Origin of the sequence: Glycomyces algeriensis (assembly GCF_027622855.1) — a bacterium.
GTDB classification, from domain to species: domain Bacteria; phylum Actinomycetota; class Actinomycetes; order Mycobacteriales; family Micromonosporaceae; genus Glycomyces; species Glycomyces algeriensis.
In genome coordinates, this window is sequence record NZ_JAPZVR010000006.1 from 1 (window position 1) to 16,642 (window position 16,642).

The following is a 16,642-nucleotide window of genomic DNA, read 5'->3' on the forward strand; positions in this document are numbered from 1 at the left end:
TACCGAGACGTCGTACCCGTCTGGGAGGGTGTCCTTTTCACTGGTAGTGGTGAAGGTGGGATCGGGAGGGTACCCGGGACCGCCCGTACGGCCTCGCGCCGCGCCGCGGCGCGGCGCCGGGGCGGGGCGGGGGGGGGGGCGCCGCCCCCCCCCCCCCCCCCCCCCCGGCGGGCGGGCCCCCGCCGGGCCCCCGGTCTCCCCCCCCCCGGGGGCCCCGCACGGCCGCGTGTCCATCGAGGTCGACCCGCGCCTCGCCCACGAGACGCAGGCGACCATCGCCGAGGCGAAGGCCCTGTGGTGGGCCGTCGACCGGCCGAACACCATGATCAAGATCCCCGCCACCCGGGAAGGGCTCCCCGCCATCACGGCCGCGATCGCGGCGGGCATCAGCGTCAACGTGACGCTGATCTTCTCGCTGCAGCGCTACCGCGAGGTCATGGACGCGTACATGGCGGGCCTGGAGTCCGCCAAGGCCGCCGGGCACGACCTGTCGCAGATCCGCTCCGTCGCCTCCTTCTTCGTGTCCCGCGTGGACTCGGAGATCGACAAGCGGCTCGACGGCATCGGCACCGACGCGGCCCTCGCCCTCAAGGGCAAGGCCGCGATCGCCAACGCGCGCCTGGCGTACCAGGAGTTCGAGAACGCCTTCGCGTCCGCGCGCTGGGAGTCGCTCGCCGCCGCCGGGGCCGTCCCGCAGCGCCCGCTGTGGGCGTCCACTTCGGTCAAGAGCCCGGACTACCGCGACGTCATGTACGTCGAGGACCTCATCGCCCCCGGCACCGTCAACACGATGCCCGAGGGCACCATGCAGGACTTCGCCGACCACGGCGAGGTCGAACAGGACACCATCCGCCCGTCCTATGCGGACGCGGCCACCGTCATGCTCGAGCTCGAGCGCGCCGGCGTCGAGTACGACGACGTCGTACAGGTGCTCGAGGACGAGGGCGTCGAGAAGTTCATCGTCAGCTGGAAGCAGCTCCTGGGGCAGATCGAATCGAAGCTCGGCGAGAGCACGGTTGTAGAAAGCGGAGCACAGAAGTGAGCGATGTGATGGGCAAGATGGAAGCCGCCGGAGGCCTGGCCGTAACGACCGGCGTCGACGTGAACGCGGCCGTCGAGCGGCTCCGGACCGAGGGCGTCCCCGCCAAGGTCGCCGCCAAGGACGCCACCCTGTGGGGCCCCGAGGCCGCTGAAGAGGCCGCGATCCGGCTCGGCTGGGTCGACACCTTCGTCAAGTCGAAAGAGCTCCTCGCGCCGCTCGCGAAGCTGCGCGCCGAACTGAACGAGCAGGGCATCGACCACATCGCCCTCGCGGGCATGGGCGGCTCCTCGCTCGCCCCCGAGGTCATCTCCCGCACCCTGGACCTGGGGATCAGCATCCTCGACACCACCGACCCCGGCCAGATCCTGGCCGAGCTCGGCGAGGCCTCGCTGCGGCGCACCGCCGTCGTCGTCTCCTCCAAGTCCGGGTCCACCGTGGAGACCGACTCCCAGCGCCGCGCCTTCGAGAAGGCCTTCGAGGCCATCGGGATCACCGACCACGCGGGCCGCTTCGTGTTCGTCACCGACCCCGGCTCCGCCCTCGAGGAGCTCGCGACGAAGCAGGGCTCGCACCTGTTCCTCGCCGACGCCACCGTGGGCGGGCGCTACTCGGCGCTCACCGCGTTCGGGCTCGTCCCGACCGCGCTCGCGGGCGCCGACGCCGCCGAGCTCATCGAGCAGGCCGAGACCTTCGCCGCCACCATCGGCAGCGAGGACGACGACCCGGCGGTCGTGCTCGGCGCGGTCATCGCGGCCAAGCCGACGATCACCATCGCCGACGACGGCACCGGCGTCGTGGGCCTGGGCGACTGGGCCGAGCAGCTCATCGCCGAGTCCCTCGGCAAGGACGGCAAGGGCACGCTCCCGGTCGTCCTCGAAGGACCCGCCGCGGCGGGCGCGCGCGGCTCCGACCGCGTGTACGCCACCGTCGGGGGCTCCTCGACGGGCCTGCCGTCCTCCGGTTCCTCGCTGGCGATGCCCGACGTGGTCGTCAACGGCCCCCTGGGCGCGCAGTTCCTCGCGTGGGAGCTCGCGACCGCCTACGCCGGCTACCTGATCGGCATCGACCCGTTCAACCAGCCGAACGTCACCGAGTCGAAGAACAACACCAACCGCATCCTCGCCGACGGCCTCCCGGACGAGCGTCCGCACGCCGTCGACGGCGCGGTGGAGATCTACGGCTCGCACTCGACCACGGTCGCGGGCGCGCTCGGCGAGCTCCTCACCGACGCCGACAGCGAGACCGCCTACATCGCCGTCCTGGCCTACCTGGACCGGATCGACGACGCCGACGTGGCGAAGCTCCGGGCCGAGCTGGCCGACCGCACCGGCGCGCCCGTCACGTGGGGCTGGGGACCGCGGTTCCTGCACTCCACGGGCCAGTTCCACAAGGGCGGCCGCCAGACCGGGGTGTTCCTGCAGCTCACCGGCGAGGTCGAGCAGGACCTCGAGATCCCGGGCCGCGACTACACGTTCGCCGGGCTCCAGGCCGCGCAGGCCGCCGGCGACCGCCAGGCCCTCGAGTCGCGCGAGCGCCCGCTCGTGCGCCTCCACCTGACCGACCGCAAGCGCGGCATCAACCAGATCCTTCACGCCGTGCGGGAGCTGAGCTAGATGGGCGAGACCCTGCACACCACCAACCCGCTCCGCGACCCGGCCGACCGGCGGCTCCCGCGGATCCCCGAGCCCTGCGCCCTGGTGATCTTCGGCGTCACCGGCGACCTCGCGAAGAAGAAGCTGATCCCCGCGGTCTACGACCTCGCCAACCGGGGCCTGCTCCCGGCGTCGTTCGTGATCGTCGGGTTCGCCCGCCGCGACTGGGGCGACGAGACGTTCGAGGAGATGGCCCGCGAGGCCGCCAAGTCGCACGCCCGCACCCCGTGGCGCGAAGAGGTCTGGGCCCGCCTGGCCGGCAGCTTCAAGTTCGTGCCCGGCACGTTCGACGACGACGAGGCCTTCGACCGCCTCGACGCCACCGTCGACGAGCTGCGCGAGACCCACGGCATCGTCGGCAACGCGGCGTTCTACTTCTCGATCCCGCCGCTGGCGTTCCCCACGGTGCTCAAGCAGCTCAAGCGCACCGGCATGTCGGACAACCGCCAGGACGGCGGCGGCTGGCGCCGCGTCGTGGTCGAGAAGCCGTTCGGCGAGGACCGCGCCTCCGCGGCCGAGCTGAACCACCTCGTCGACGAGGTGTTCACCGCGAACGACGTGTTCCGCATCGACCACTACCTCGGCAAGGAGACGGTGCAGAACATCTTCGCGCTGCGCTTCGCGAACGCCATGTTCGAGCCGATCTGGAACTCCAACTACGTCGACCACGTCCAGATCACCATGGCCGAGGACGTCGGCATCGGCTCCCGGGCCGGGTTCTACGACGACAACGGCGCCGCCCGCGACGTCCTCCAGAACCACGTGCTGCAGCTCCTGGCCATCGCGGCCATGGAGCAGCCCAACGGGTTCGAGGCCGAGGAGATCCGCACCGAGAAGCTGAAGGTCCTGCGGGCCATCAAGCTCCACGACGACCTCGAGGCCACCGCCATCCGCGGCCAGTACGCGGACGGCTGGGTCCAGGGCCGGCCCGTCAAGGGCTACCTCGCCGAGGACAACATCCCGCAGACCTCGACCACCGAGACGTACGCGGCGGTCCAGCTCGGCATCCAGAACCGGCGCTGGAACGGCGTCCCGTTCTACCTGCGCACGGGCAAGCGGCTCCCCAAGCGGGTCACCGAGATCGCGGTGGTCTTCAAGGAGGCCCCGCACATGCCCTTCGCCGACTACGACACCAAGACGCTCGGCAACAACCAGCTGGTCATCCGCGTCCAGCCGGACGAGGGCATCACGGTGAAGTTCGGCTCGAAGGTCCCCGGCACCGGCATGGAGCTGCGGGACATCTCGATGGGCTTCGGCTACGGCGAGACCTTCACCGAGTCCAGCCCCGAGGCGTACGAGCGCCTCATCCTGGACGTGCTCCTGGGCGACAAGACCCTGTTCCCCGACGCGCAGGAGGTCGACGCCTCCTGGGCCGTCGTCGACCCGCTCGAGGAGTACTGGGCGGGCACCAAGCCCGAACCGTACGAGTCCGGGACCTGGGGCCCCCAGGGCGCCGATCTCATGCTGCAATCGTCCGGCCGCCGCTGGCGCCGGGCCTAGAAGGGGAGTCTGGAAGTGCATCTGAAGGACACCACCACCGGCGACATCATGAAGTCGCTGGCGAAGCTGCTGCACGAGGTGGGCGGCGCCTCCGGCCTCGCCCTCAACCTGGTCGCGCTGACCACCGAGGACGAGCGCGAGGAGGTCGAGAAGGCCGCCTCGTTCGCCGCGCAGGAGCACCCGTACCGGCTCATCATGGCGATCCCGCGCGACCTCGAGGCCACCGAGGCGCGCATCGACGCCGAAGTGACCGTAGGGGAACGGCTCGGCTCCGCCGAGGCGATCATCCTGCGCCTCGACGGCCCCGCCGCCGCGCACCTCAGCTCGATCGTGCTGCCGATGCTGGCCTCGGACGTCCCCGTGGTCACCTGGTGGCTCCTCGACCCAGTCCGCTACGGACTGGAGCAGGAGCTGCGCAGCTTCGCCGACCGCCGCATCACGTACTCGGCCCGCGCGAACGACCCCGTGCAGTCCCTCCACCGGCGCGCCGAGACCTACGTCTCCGGCGACACCGACATCTGCTGGACCCGCATCAGCCTGTGGCGCTCGCTCATCGCCAGCGCCTTCGACGGGGTGACCCACGCGGTCGAGAAGATCACCATCAAGGCCGACGACGACGACCCGTCGGCGCAGCTCATGGCCGCGTGGCTGCACACGCGCCTGGGCGTCGCCCCGGAGATCGTCGACACCACGGTGGTGCGCAACTCCGAGCACCTGCCCGCGATCGCCTCCGTGGCGTTCACGATGGCCGGCGGCGAGACCATGGAGGTCGAGCGGAAGGCCGACGGCACCACGGTGCTGCGCCAGGCGGGGCTGCCGAAGCGCCGCCAGACGCTGCAGGGCCGCACGCTCGGCCAGCTGCTGGCCGAGGAGCTGCGGCACATCGACCCCGACACGGCGTACCGGAGGGTCCTCGAGACCATCCGCGAGAACGCCGGCGAGCGGGCGGGCGTATGAGCCGTACCGGTGCGGTGATCGTCCACAACGACGCCGACGTGCTCGCGGAGGCGGTGGCGTCGCGGCTGCTGAACCGGCTCGCGGACGCACAGTCGCGCAGCGGCTCAGGGGCGGAGTCGCGTCGCGGTGAGGCGTCGATCGTCCTGACGGGCGGGCGGATCGCGGCGAAGGTGTACCAGAACATCCTGGGCTCGCCGATCCGCACCGTGGTGGACTGGTCGAAGGTCGACTTCTGGTGGGGCGACGAGCGGTTCCTGCCGTCCGGTGACTCGGAGCGGAACGAGACACAGGCGCGCGAAGCGTTCCTGGACCACCTGCCGGTGGACCCGGAGCGCGTGCATCCGATGGCGGCCGCCGACGTGGTGGAGACGCCTGAGGACGCGGCGCACCTGTACCGCGAGGAGCTGGCGAAGGCCGCCGGCGGGGAGGGCGTTCCGGCGTTCGACCTGTTGCTCTTGGGCATCGGCGAGGACGGCCACGTGGCGTCCCTGTTCCCGGGGAACCCGGCGCTGGAGGCTTCGGGATCGGCAGTGGGGGTACGCAACTCCCCCAAGCCGCCGTCCGAGCGGGTCTCGCTGACGATGTCGACGATCAACGCCGCCACGGCGGCCTGGATCATCGCCTCGGGCGAGGGCAAGGCCGAAGCGGTCGACGAGGCCCTGTCGAAGGGCGAGCTGCCGGCGGGCCGCGTGAAGGCGGTGGGCCACACCAGGTGGCTCATCGACAAGGACGCGGCTTCGCACCTGAAGCACCTGGAGTTCTGAGCAAGCGCGAGGGCCCGGCTCCTCCCCGATTCGGGGAGGAGCCGGGCCCTTCGTCGTGGCGGCGGCGCGTCGCCCAACCGGGCGCCGCCGGGCGATCAGAAGAGGGAGCGCTCGCCGCGGGCGGCGGCCCGGGCGGCGAGGGCTTCGGCGAGGAGGTCCTCGGCCTCTTCGTCGCTGCGGCGCTCGCGCACGTAGGTCAGGTGGGACTTGTACGGCTTGGCGGTGCGGCGTTCCGGGGGGTTGTCCTGGTCGGGGCTGGCGGGCCAGCCGCAGCAGGTGCAGTCCCATTCCGTCGGGACCTCGACGTAGAGCGCGAATGACAGTGCGGTCTCGTGCCCGTTGCCGCACCAGTACGTGATGTGCTGCCTCGGCACCGGCTCGCCGCGTTCCGAGTGGAGGCCCGGGGTGGCGCCTATGCGAGTGCCTCGGATGGCCTGTCCGTTGGACATATGTGTGATCGCTCCTCACAGACGGGGGATCTTCTGTGGATATCGACCGGACACGGCTGAGCGAGGAGCCTGCGGGAAGGGACCGCGACTCCCCTTGCGCGTCGCCGTGGAGTCACCGGTCGGAGCGGCTGGGGCACCGCCCTCAGCAATTCTATGACGCAAAGCACACACTGTAAAGACTATGGCGAAATGGTTTCACATAAAGACAGGGATCGTGCACTCACGCACGGCCCCTTGCGGACTGGCGGCGAGGCCGCATTCCCCGACGTCCACCTGATACATCGTGAACCGGCCGCGCCGTGCGGCGCGGCTTCCTATCCAGGCGCAGTCGTGAAGATCCATTGGGCAGTTGCACCTATCGGGAGCGCGAAGCGGCCCGCCCGAGCAGTGCTCGGGCGGGCCGCTTCGAAGTATGGGGCCGTCTCAGACGGCGATGGTGCTAGCTGGCGGATCTAGACGACAGTGCGGAGCAGGAGGCCGAAGGCCACGATGCACGCGAACCAGATGACACCGACGCCGATCGTGATCCGGGTGAGGTTCTTCTCCGCCACCGAGGAACCGGAAGCGACCGAGGACATGCCGCCGCCGAACATGCTCGACAGGCCGCCGCCCTTGCCCTTGTGCAGCAGCACCATGAGGATCAGGACCGCGCTGGAGAGCAGCAGCAGGATCATCAGGGTGTAACTCAGAACCGTCATCATCGGTGATCGGGTGTCCTCTCAGCAATTCTGGCCCGTTATGGGGCGCGGGCCACGGATGAGTCTAGCCCAGCACGCACGCAGGCCTGTCTCGAGGTCGCGACTGCTTCAACGCCCAATAGTCGCACCCTTGCGACTTTGCTGGTACGCAAGGAGCCGCCGCACAACGCTGTGCGGCGGCCCTGTCTGCGGCCTGCAGCGCTCAGCTCGGGCGCTGCAGGCGATTTGGTACTACGCTCCGACGTGCTCGGGACTGAGCACACGTTCCCTACGCACTGACGTGCTCCGGGAAGCGCACGATCTTGGCGAACTCTTCGGCGTCGAGGCTCGCGCCGCCGACGAGGGCGCCGTCGATGTCGGGCTTGCCCATGATCTGGGCGACGTTCGAGGACTTCACCGAACCGCCGTAGAGGATCCGGACCCGCTCCGCGACCGCGCCGAACTTCTCGGCGAGCGCCTGGCGCAGGGCCCCGATGACCTCCTGGGCGTCTTCAGCGCTAGCCGTGCGGCCGGTGCCGATCGCCCAGACGGGCTCGTAGGCCACGACGACCTTGGCGAGCTCTTCCTCGTTGAGGCCGTCGACCGCCGCGATGAGCTGGCTGACGGAGTGCGCGATGTGGTTGCCCGCCTCGCGCACGTCAAGGGCCTCGCCGACGCAGAGGATCGGGCTGATGCCGTTATTGAGGGCCTGGCGGACCTTGGCGGCCACCAGTTCGTCGCCCTCTTCGTGGTACTGGCGGCGCTCGGAGTGGCCGACGGCCACGTAGGAGCAGCCCAGCTTCGCGAGCATCGAGCCTGCGATCTCGCCGGTGTAGGCACCGGACGGGTGCGCCGACAGGTCCTGCGCGCCGAAGCCGATGGTGAGCTTGTCGCCGTCGACCAGCGTCTGCACGCTGCGGATGTCGACGAACGGCGGGAGGACGACGGTCTCGACCGCTTCGAGCTGCTCGCGGGTGAGGCTGAAGGCCAGCTTCTGCACCAGTGCGATCGCTTCGAGGTGGTTGAGGTTCATCTTCCAGTTGCCGGCGATGAGCGGCTTGCGGGTCTCAGTCATCTTCAATTCTCCAGTGCGTCAAGGCCGGGCAGGGTCTTGCCCTCGAGGTACTCGAGGCTCGCCCCTCCGCCGGTCGAGATGTGGCCGAATCCGTCCTCGGGCAGGCCGAGGGTGCGGACCGCGGCTGCGGAGTCGCCGCCGCCGACCACCGAGAACGCCTCGGAGTCCACGAGCGCCTGCGCGACGGTCTTGGTGCCGGCGGCGTAGTCGGGGAACTCGAAGACGCCCATGGGGCCGTTCCAGAACACGGTCTTGGCGCCGGCGATCCGGTCCGCGAAGAGCTTCGCGGACTCGGGGCCGATGTCGAGGCCCATGCGGTCGGCGGGGATCGCGTCCACGCCCACCGTGAGCGGCTCGGCGTCGGCGGCGAACTCGGCCGCGGTGGTCGTGTCGACCGGCAGCAGCAGTTCGACGCCGAGTTCCTTCGCGCGCTCGAGGTAGTCCTTGCAGACCTTGATCTGGTCCTTCTCGAGCAGCGAGGAGCCGACCTCGTAGCCCTGGGCGGCGAGGAAGGTGAACATCATGCCGCCGCCGACGATGAGCGTGTCGACCTTGTCGAGCAGGTTGTCGATGACCGCGAGCTTGTCGGAGACCTTCGCGCCGCCGAGGATGACGACGTACGGCTGCTCGGGCTTGCCGGTGAGCTTCGAGAGGACCTCGACCTCTTTGGCGATGAGCCAGCCCGCGTAGTGCGGGAGCAGCTGCGCGACGTCGTACACGGAGGCGTGCTTGCGGTGCACGGCGCCGAAGGCGTCGTCCACGTACACGTCGCCGAACGCGGCCAGCTGGCCGGCGAACTCGGCCCGCTGGGTGTCGTCCTTGCTGGTCTCACCCTTGTTGAAACGCAGGTTCTCCAGCAGCAGGACGCCGCCGTCGCCCTGGGCGACGGCCTTGTTCTCGGCGTCCGTCCCGACGGTGTCGGTCGCGAAGGCGACCTCGCGGCCGAGGACCTCGCCGAGGCGCTGGGCCACGGGGGCCAGCGAGAAGGCGGGGTCGGGCTCGCCCTTCGGGCGGCCCAGGTGCGAGCACACCACGACGCGGGCGCCGGCTTCGGCCAGTGCCTTGACGGTGGGCGCGACGGCGCGGATGCGGCCGTCGTCGGTGATGTTCTTCCCGTCGAGAGGGACGTTGAGGTCGGCGCGTACGAGTACGCGCCGACCGTTGACGCCCTCCTGCAGGAGTTCGTCGAGCGTCTTCATCAGGCTGCTAGCCGACCAGCTTGACGAGGTCGACGAGGCGGTTCGAGAAGCCCCACTCGTTGTCGTACCAGCCGAAGACCTTGACCTGGTTGCCGATGACCTTGGTCAGGAGGCCGTCGATGATGCACGAGTGCGGGTCGCCCTCGATGTCCTTGGAGACGATCGGGTCCTCGGTGTAGTAGAGGATGCCCTTGAGCGGGCCCTCGGCGGCGGCCTTGAGCGCGGCGTTGACCTCTTCGGCCGTGACCTCGCGGGAGGCCTCGAAGGTGAGGTCGGTGATCGAACCGGTCGGGACCGGGACGCGCAGTGAGTAGCCGTCGAGCTTGCCGTTGAGCTCGGGCAGCACCACACCGACGGCCTTGGCGGCGCCGGTGGTGGTGGGCACGACGTTCAGGGCGGCGGCGCGGGCGCGACGCGGGTCGCTGTGCGGGCCGTCCTGGAGGTTCTGGTCCTGGGTGTAGGCGTGGATCGTGGTCATCAGACCCTTCTCGATGCCCACGGACTCGTTCAGGACCTTGGCCATCGGGGCCAGGCAGTTGGTGGTGCAGGACGCGTTCGAGATGATGTTGTGCTTCTCGGCGTCGTAGCTCTCGTGGTTGACGCCCATCACGATGGTGACGTCCTCGTTCTTCGCCGGAGCGGAGATGATGACCTTCTTGGCGCCGCCTTCGAGGTGGGCCGAGGCCTTCGTGCCGTCGGTGAAGAAGCCGGTGGACTCGATGACGACGTCCGCGCCGACCTCGCCCCAGGGGAGGTTCTTCGGGTCGCGCTCGCTGAACGCCTTGATGGTCTTGCCGTTGACGGTGAGCTCGCCGTCGCCGATCTTGACCTCGTACGGCAGGCGGCCGAGGATCGAGTCGTACTTGAGCAGGTTGGCGATCGTGTTGAGGTCGCCGAGGTCGTTGAAGGCGACGATTTCGACATCGGCACCAGAGGCGAGAACCGCCCGGAAGAAGTTGCGCCCAATTCGGCCGAAGCCGTTGACGCCCACACGGATGGTCACGTGGCCATCTCCTCGCTTGAACAGGATCGAATAACTGACTGAGACCGGGAGCGGTCTCGTACGCGATCCGTTCAGCCGAATAGCGACGGTGGAACAGATCGCTGTTCGGCCTCGTCGCCGAGCACTTCTTGACCCTACCGCTGCGGTTCCTGAACCTGTCGCGGCCGGTTCCCCCCGATCATGTCACACCCGGAACAGGGGTGTGACATCGCGGTTAAGCGTAGCCGTTGATCGGCTGCCGGGAAGGGTCGCCGCGCCAATCGGCGGGCAGGTCGCGCGCCGTTCAGGCCACGAGCATTTCGTCTTCGGCCACAACGTCGTCGGGGCCGGGAATGCCGTGCTCCTGGGCGCGCTTGGTGGCCATGTTGATGAGGCGGCGGATCCGCCCGGCGATGGCGTCCTTCGTCAGCGGCGGGTCCGCGAGGGCGCCGAGCTCCTCGAGGGAGGCCTGGCGGTGGTCGAGGCGCAGGCGCCCGGCCGAGGCGAGGTGCTCGGGGACGTCGTCGCCGAGGACCTCGAGGGCGCGGGTGACCTTCGCGGCGGCGGCGACGGCGGCGCGGGCGGAGCGGCGCAGGTTGGCGTCGTCGAAGTTGGCCAGGCGGTTCGCGGTGGCGCGCACTTCGCGGCGGACGCGGCGCTCCTCCCAGGTCAGGACCGAGGAGTGAGCGCCGAGGCGGGTGAGCAGCTCGCCGATGGCGTCGCCGTCGCGGATGACGACGCGGTCGACCCCGCGCACGTCGCGGGACTTCGCGGCGATGCCGAGGCGGCGGGCGGCGCCGACGAGCGCGAGCGCCGATTCGGGGCCGGGGCAGGTCACCTCGAGCGAGGAGGAGCGGCCGGGCTCGGTGAGCGAGCCGCGGGCGAGGAACGACCCGCGCCAGGCGGCCTCGGCGCAGCACGGGTAGGCGCCGACGACGTGGTTGGGCAGGCCGCGGACGGGGTAGCCGCGCTGGTCGGTGAGGCCGATCTGCTTGGAGAACGCCTGGCCGTCGGCCATGACGCGCAGCAGGTAGTGGTTGTTGCGGCGCAGCCCGGCGGCCACGAGCACGTGGATCTCGGACTCGTAGTGGTAGAGGTGGTCGATCATGCGCTTGGCGCGGCGGGCGACGTTGCCGGCGTCCACCTCGGCCTCGACGACCACGTTGCCCTGGCCCACGAGGTGGAGGCCTCCTGCGAAGCGGAACAGCGCGCCCAGTTCGGCGCGCTGGCAGCAGGACTTCGTCACCTCGATGCGACTGAGTTCGTCCTTGACCTCCGAGGTCATCGCCATTCGTTAACCACCATCTTCGACCAGCAGGTTTCCCAATACGGCAGCCAGCGCGGCGACGTCGTGCGTCACGCCGTCGGCGGCGAGGTCCGCCGCGACCAGCTGGGCCTCCAACGATTGTGCCGCACTGTTCAACGATCCGGGATCGGCGAAGGTTCGGGTGTCGCCTGAGACGACGTAGTGAAACCGGACACCTTCGGCGTATCGGCGCAGCGTGTCGACGTGACCGGCGAGTGTCAGACCGTCCGTCTCCTTCTCCTCCGAGAGGTTGAGCACCACGATCCGCCGGGCCTTCGCGGCGCCGATGGCCTCGCGGAGGTCGGGGAGGAGCAGGTGCGGGATGACGGAGGTGTACCAGGAGCCGGGGCCGAAGACGTGCCAGTCGGCGGCGGCGACGGCTTCGAGGGTCTCGGGGCAGGCGGTGGCGTCCGCGGGGAGGAGGCGCACGTCCTTGACGCTGCCGTCGGCGACGGCGATGTCGTGCTGGCCGACGATGGTGCGGGTGCCGTCGCCTTCGAAGAGGTCGGCCTCGATGTCGAGCGGGGTGCAGGACATGGGGAGGACGCGGGCGCGGGAGCCGAGGAGGCGGGCGGCGAAGTCGAGGGCGTCCACGGGGTTGGCGTGGAGTTCGAGGAGGCCGGTGAGGACGACGTTGCCGACGGGGTGGCCGGTGAGGAAGTCCTGGCCGCCGAAGCGGTGGGAGAAGAGGCGGGCGGTCTCGGACTTCGCCGGGTCGGCGGTGGCGATGAGGGCTTTGCGCAGGTCGCCGGGGGGCAGGACCGGTCTGGTGGCGCGGATGTCGCCGGTGGAGCCGCCGTCGTCGGCCACGGTGACCACGGCCGTGAGGTCGAGGTCGAGCCTGGAGAGGGCGCGGAGCGCGGCCGAGAGGCCCCGTCCGCCGCCGAACGCGACGACTCTGGTCATGCGGTCACCTTTGCGGTACGGCACTCGGGGGTGCGGCGCTCGGGGCGGGGCGGCGGGGCGTCCGGTGGAACCGCGTGGGCGGCGGCCCGGGCGGGTCCTCGGGGCGCGTCGGTCACTCGTTGCCCCGGTCGCGGTGGTGGGTGCCGGCGGGGAAGCCCGCGGCGTTGAGGCGCTTCGCGAGGGACTCGGCGATGGCCACGGAGCGGTGCTTGCCGCCGGTGCAGCCGATCGCGATCGTCATGTAGCGCTTGCCTTCCCGCTCGAACCCCTGGGTGGTGCCGAGCAGCAGGGAGGCGTAGGCGGCGACGAATTCCTCGGCGCCGTCCTGGCCGAGGACGTAGTCGGAGACGTCCTGGTCGGTCCCGGTGTGCTCGCGCAGGGTGGGAACCCAGTACGGGTTGGGAAGGAATCTTACGTCGGCCACGTAGTCCGCATCGCGCGGGATGCCGTACTTGAACCCGAAGGACATGCAGGTGAACTGGAGTCCGGGGGTGGAGGGCGCGAGGAAGGCCTCCTCGACGCGGGAGCGCAGCTGGTTCTCGTTGAGGTGCGTGGTGTCGAACAGGGTGTCGGCGGAGCCGCGGGCGGGTTCGAGGATGCGGCGCTCGGCGGCGATGCCGTCGGCGAGCATGCCGTCGCCCTGGAGCGGGTGGGCGCGGCGGACCTTCTCGAAGCGGCGGATGATGATGTCGTCGTCCGCGTCGACGAACACGAGGTGGGGTTTGAAGCCGCCCTTGCGGAGGTCCTCGATGACGCCCACGAGGTCGGTCATGAACGCGCGCGAGCGCACGTCGAGGACCATCGCGGTGCGCCGCACCTCTTCTCCCCCGGCCGCGGCCAGCTCGGCGGCCTGGCCGACGAGCGATTCGGGGAGGTTGTCGATGACGTAGTAGCCGACGTTCTCCAATGCGCGCGCCACGGTCGAGCGCCCGCCGCCGGAGATGCCGGTGACGATCACGAGGTCCAATTCGCTGCGGTCGGACTTGCCCGCCTGCACTGCTGCCACACCCATAAGTCAAGTATCCCCGAGTTCGTTCCTGCCGCCGCGGTGACACGGCTTCGACGTGATTGCCGAACTGACAAGCGTATTACTACCCGCCGCTTCTCAAGCCCCGTTGTCGCCGGGATTACGCAGATGTGTCTGCAAGGCCTCCGCCAGTTTCGGGCCGATGCCCGGCACGGCCTCCAGATCGGACAGTTCGGCCTCGCGGATGCGCTTGACCGAGCCGAACTGCTTGAGGAGGGCCTTCCGCTTGGAAGCGCCGAGGCCGGGCACGCCGTCGAGGGCGGAGGTGATGAGGCTCTTGCGCCTCCTGGTGCGGTGCAGGGAGATCGCGAAGCGGTGGGCCTCGTCGCGGACGCGCTGCATGAGGTACAGGGCCTCGGAGGTGCGCGAGAGGATCACCGGGTAGTCCTCGCCGGGGAGCCAGATCTCCTCGAGGCGCTTGGCGAGGCCGGCGAGGTTGATCGTGTCGATGCCGAGCTCGGCGAAGACGGCTTCGGCGGCGGCGACCTGCGGCTGGCCGCCGTCGACGACGAGCAGCTGCGGCGGGTAGTGGAAGCCGCGGCGGGGCTCCCCGGCCTCGGCGGGCTCCTCGCCCTCCTCGACGGGCGAGCCGGTCGGCTGCTCCGAGAGCTTGGAGAGGCGGCGGCGCAGGGTCTCCTGGAGGCTCGCGAGGTCGTCCTTGCGTTCGCCTTTGATGACGAAGCGGCGGTACTCGCTCTTGCGCGGCAGGCCGTCCTCGAAGACGACCATCGACGCGACGACGTCCTCGCCCTGGGACTGCGAGACGTCGTAGCATTCGATCCGCAGCGGGGCCTCGGGCAGGTCGAGGGCGTCCGCGAGCTCTTCGAGGGCCTTGGAGCGGGCGGTGAGGTCCCCGGCGCGCTTGAGCTTGTGGCGCTGGAGGTTCTCGATCGCGTTCTTCTCGACCGTCTCGGCCAGGGCGCGCTTGTCGCCGCGGCGGGGCACGCGCAGGTCGACCTTCGCGCCGCGGCGCTCGGAGAGGAGCTCGGCGAGCGCCGGTGCGTCGGCCGGGAGGGCCGGGACCAGCACTTCGCGGGGCACGACCTCGTTCTGCTCCCCGTAGAACTGGAGGCAGAAGCTCTCCACGATGCCGGGGAGGTCGATGGGCTCGGGCTTGTCGATGACCCAGCCGCGCTGGCCGCGGATGCGGCCGCCGCGCACGTGGAAGACCTGGACGGCGGACTGGAGCTCGTCGTCGGCGACGGCCATGACGTCGCAGTCGACGTCCTCGGCGAGCACCACGACCTGCTGCTCGAGGACCTTGTCGAGGGCCGCGAGGTCGTCGCGGAGGCGGGCGGCGCGCTCGAACTCCAGGGCTTCGGAGGCCTCCTGCATCTCCTTGAGGAGGCGGCGGCGGACGGGGGCGTGGTCGCCGGACATGAACGCGCAGAAGCCGTTCACGAGTTCGCGGTAGTCCTCGGCGGAGATGCGGCCGACGCACGGCGCGGAGCACTTGCCGATGTCGGCGAGGAGGTTGGGGCGACCGATCCGGTTGCAGCGCTTGTACTCCGAGTCGGAGCAGGTGCGGATCGGGAAGACGCGGGTGAGGAGGTCGAGCGTCTGGCGGATGGCCCACGCGGAGCCGAACGGCCCGAAGTAGCGCACGCCCTTGCGGCGGGCGCCGCGCATGACCTGGGCGCGCGGGAACTCCTCCCCCACGGTGACGGCGAGCCACGGGTAGGACTTGTCGTCCTTGAACATGACATTGAAGCGCGGGTCGTACTCCTTGATCCAGGTCCACTCCAGCTGGAGGGCCTCGACCTCGGTGGCGACCACGGTCCACTCGACGCTGCGGGCGGTGTTGACCATGCGGCGGGTGCGCTCGTGCAGCCGCGTCTCGTCGGCGAAGTACGAGTTCAGCCGGTTCCGGAGGTTCTTGGCCTTGCCCACGTAGATGACCCGCCGGTCGCGGTCCCGGAAGCGGTAGACGCCCGGGGCCGTCGGGATGGTGCCGGGAGCGGGACGGTAATCAACTGCCACACCACAAGGATATGACCCGCCCCCGACACGCCCGTGCCTACGGCATGGCCGCCAAGGCCTTCAGCTCCGCCTGGAGGTCGTCGACCTCGTCGCGGCCGATGCCGCGCGCGGTGAACCACGAGCCGAGGTTCTCCACGTCCCGCTCCAGGAAGCCCATCCCGAGCGGGTTCGCGTAGATGTCCACGACCTGCGGGAGGTCGAGGACGACGAGGCGCCCGTCGTGCACCACGGTGTTGTACGGCGAGAGGTCGCCGTGGGCGAAGCCGAGCTCGGTCATGCGCCGCAGCGACTCGGCGGCCTGCTCCCACAGGCTGTCGAGCTCGTCCGCGTCGGGTTTGGTCTCGGCGAGCCTCGGGGCGGCGGTGCGGCCGTCCCCGATGAACTCCATGATCACTTCGCGGCCGAGGACCTGGACCGGGTACGGGACCGCGACCCCGGCGTTGTAGAGGCGCTTGAGCGCGTCGAACTCGGCGGCGGCCCAGCGCCCCGCGGCCTGCTCGAGGCCGAACGTGGTGCGCTTGGCCATGGCGCGGGCGTCGCGCGAGCGCTTCGCGCCGCGACCGGCCATGTAGTCGCCCGCCCGGTTGAACTGGGTGTGCTCGGCGCTGCGGTACCGCTTCGACGCCAGGATCACGGCCCGGTCGGTGCCCGGGACGACGCGTTCGATGAGGAAGACGTCCGCTTCCTTGCCGGTCTTGAGGACGCCGAGCTCGTAGTCGACGGCTCCGTGGTCGGTGATGACCCACGCCGGATGGGGCTCGGGGCCGCGCTGGAGCGGCTCGGAGTCCCACCAGATCGACCAGCGGTCGCCGGCGGGCGGGCCGTCGTCCTGCGGCATGTCGTCGAACTCGGTGCGCATCTCCTCGAACCGGGCCTGGTCTTCCTCGGAGAAGATCCGGCTGTTCTTGGACTTGCGGCTTTTGATGGTTTGAAAGGATTCGGAAAAGTCAGACTTGCGTGCCAAGGTGGCGAGCTCCTGGAGGAAGGTCCGTCGCTCGCTGCGGAATCAGCGCGAGCCGACGGGAGGTGAACTGAGTTTCAAGGCATGAGCGCGGACAACGACAGCCATCAGTAACACCTCCAATCCTCAAGAGTCCCAAGGCGACACGCCTCGGGCAACAGTGAG

General features: G+C 70.0%; 14 protein-coding genes and 1 pseudogene. 5 read left to right on the forward strand and 10 right to left on the reverse strand.

Annotated elements, in window-relative coordinates:
* Positions 1-190: 190 nt before the first annotated feature.
* The 5 genes and pseudogenes from tal to pgl all read left to right on the forward strand — a co-directional run.
* A pseudogene (gene tal, locus O2L52_RS12665) lies at positions 191-1,042 on the forward strand (transaldolase); the annotation flags it as partial.
* Complete coding sequence (locus tag O2L52_RS12670) at positions 1,039-2,655, forward strand: glucose-6-phosphate isomerase (protein WP_270115848.1); 1,617 nt, start codon at positions 1,039-1,041, stop codon at positions 2,653-2,655. The pseudogene tal and the gene O2L52_RS12670, both read left to right, overlap by 4 nt.
* Complete coding sequence (gene zwf / locus O2L52_RS12675; RefSeq protein ID WP_270115849.1) at positions 2,656-4,194, forward strand: glucose-6-phosphate dehydrogenase; 1,539 nt, start codon at positions 2,656-2,658, stop codon at positions 4,192-4,194.
* Between the two features lie 15 nt (positions 4,195-4,209).
* Positions 4,210-5,151: a glucose-6-phosphate dehydrogenase assembly protein OpcA gene (locus O2L52_RS12680; protein ID WP_270115850.1), complete on the forward strand. Its 942-nt coding sequence runs from the start codon at positions 4,210-4,212 to the stop codon at positions 5,149-5,151.
* Complete coding sequence (pgl, locus tag O2L52_RS12685) at positions 5,148-5,915, forward strand: 6-phosphogluconolactonase (protein WP_270115851.1); 768 nt, start codon at positions 5,148-5,150, stop codon at positions 5,913-5,915. The genes O2L52_RS12680 and pgl overlap by 4 nt, the downstream gene beginning before the upstream one ends.
* A 95-nt stretch (positions 5,916-6,010) precedes the next feature.
* Here pgl and O2L52_RS12690 read toward each other — a convergent pair whose 3' ends face one another.
* The 10 genes from O2L52_RS12690 to O2L52_RS12735 all read right to left on the reverse strand — a co-directional run bounded on the left by O2L52_RS12690 (position 6,011) and on the right by O2L52_RS12735 (position 16,480).
* On the reverse strand, positions 6,011-6,364 hold the full coding sequence (locus tag O2L52_RS12690; RefSeq protein WP_270115853.1) for an RNA polymerase-binding protein RbpA: 354 nt from the start codon (positions 6,362-6,364) through the stop codon (positions 6,011-6,013).
* Between the two features lie 452 nt (positions 6,365-6,816).
* Positions 6,817-7,065, reverse strand: coding sequence for a preprotein translocase subunit SecG (gene secG, locus O2L52_RS12695; RefSeq protein WP_344472935.1), 249 nt, complete (start codon positions 7,063-7,065; stop codon positions 6,817-6,819).
* Between the two features lie 265 nt (positions 7,066-7,330).
* Positions 7,331-8,116 carry a triose-phosphate isomerase gene (gene tpiA / locus O2L52_RS12700; protein ID WP_270115856.1) on the reverse strand — a complete coding sequence of 262 codons (786 nt, stop codon included), beginning with the start codon at positions 8,114-8,116 and terminating at the stop codon, positions 7,331-7,333.
* A 2-nt stretch (positions 8,117-8,118) separates the two neighbouring features.
* On the reverse strand, positions 8,119-9,315 hold the full coding sequence (locus tag O2L52_RS12705) for a phosphoglycerate kinase (protein WP_270115857.1): 1,197 nt from the start codon (positions 9,313-9,315) through the stop codon (positions 8,119-8,121).
* Positions 9,316-9,322: 7 nt separating this feature from the next.
* Entirely contained in the window at positions 9,323-10,318 is a 996-nt protein-coding gene (gene gap / locus O2L52_RS12710; protein WP_270115859.1) for a type I glyceraldehyde-3-phosphate dehydrogenase, read from the reverse strand.
* 283 nt (positions 10,319-10,601) lie between these two features.
* On the reverse strand, positions 10,602-11,588 hold the full coding sequence (whiA, locus tag O2L52_RS12715) for a DNA-binding protein WhiA (protein ID WP_270115861.1): 987 nt from the start codon (positions 11,586-11,588) through the stop codon (positions 10,602-10,604).
* 3 nt (positions 11,589-11,591) lie between these two features.
* On the reverse strand, positions 11,592-12,509 hold the full coding sequence (locus O2L52_RS12720) for a gluconeogenesis factor YvcK family protein (RefSeq protein WP_270115862.1): 918 nt from the start codon (positions 12,507-12,509) through the stop codon (positions 11,592-11,594).
* 112 nt (positions 12,510-12,621) lie between these two features.
* Positions 12,622-13,521 carry an RNase adapter RapZ gene (gene rapZ / locus O2L52_RS12725; protein ID WP_373897025.1) on the reverse strand — a complete coding sequence of 300 codons (900 nt, stop codon included), beginning with the start codon at positions 13,519-13,521 and terminating at the stop codon, positions 12,622-12,624.
* A 93-nt stretch (positions 13,522-13,614) separates the two neighbouring features.
* On the reverse strand, positions 13,615-15,516 hold the full coding sequence (uvrC, locus tag O2L52_RS12730) for an excinuclease ABC subunit UvrC (protein WP_270115865.1): 1,902 nt from the start codon (positions 15,514-15,516) through the stop codon (positions 13,615-13,617).
* A 37-nt stretch (positions 15,517-15,553) separates the two neighbouring features.
* Positions 15,554-16,480, reverse strand: coding sequence for a serine protein kinase RIO (locus O2L52_RS12735; protein WP_270115866.1), 927 nt, complete (start codon positions 16,478-16,480; stop codon positions 15,554-15,556).
* Positions 16,481-16,642 lie beyond the last annotated feature (162 nt).

Excerpts from the sequence above, each read along its gene's own strand:
- zwf (WP_270115849.1), top strand. The coding sequence starts at position 2,656 with ATGGGCGAGACCCTGCACACCACCAACCCGCTCCGCGACCCGGCCGAC.
- pgl (WP_270115851.1), top strand. The coding sequence starts at position 5,148 with ATGAGCCGTACCGGTGCGGTGATCGTCCACAACGACGCCGACGTGCTC.
- O2L52_RS12690 (WP_270115853.1), bottom strand. The coding sequence starts at position 6,364 with ATGTCCAACGGACAGGCCATCCGAGGCACTCGCATAGGCGCCACCCCG.
- secG (WP_344472935.1), bottom strand. The coding sequence starts at position 7,065 with ATGATGACGGTTCTGAGTTACACCCTGATGATCCTGCTGCTGCTCTCC.
- tpiA (WP_270115856.1), bottom strand. The coding sequence starts at position 8,116 with ATGACTGAGACCCGCAAGCCGCTCATCGCCGGCAACTGGAAGATGAAC.
- O2L52_RS12705 (WP_270115857.1), bottom strand. The coding sequence starts at position 9,315 with ATGAAGACGCTCGACGAACTCCTGCAGGAGGGCGTCAACGGTCGGCGC.
- whiA (WP_270115861.1), bottom strand. The coding sequence starts at position 11,588 with ATGGCGATGACCTCGGAGGTCAAGGACGAACTCAGTCGCATCGAGGTG.
- O2L52_RS12720 (WP_270115862.1), bottom strand. The coding sequence starts at position 12,509 with ATGACCAGAGTCGTCGCGTTCGGCGGCGGACGGGGCCTCTCGGCCGCG.
- rapZ (WP_373897025.1), bottom strand. The coding sequence starts at position 13,521 with ATGGGTGTGGCAGCAGTGCAGGCGGGCAAGTCCGACCGCAGCGAATTG.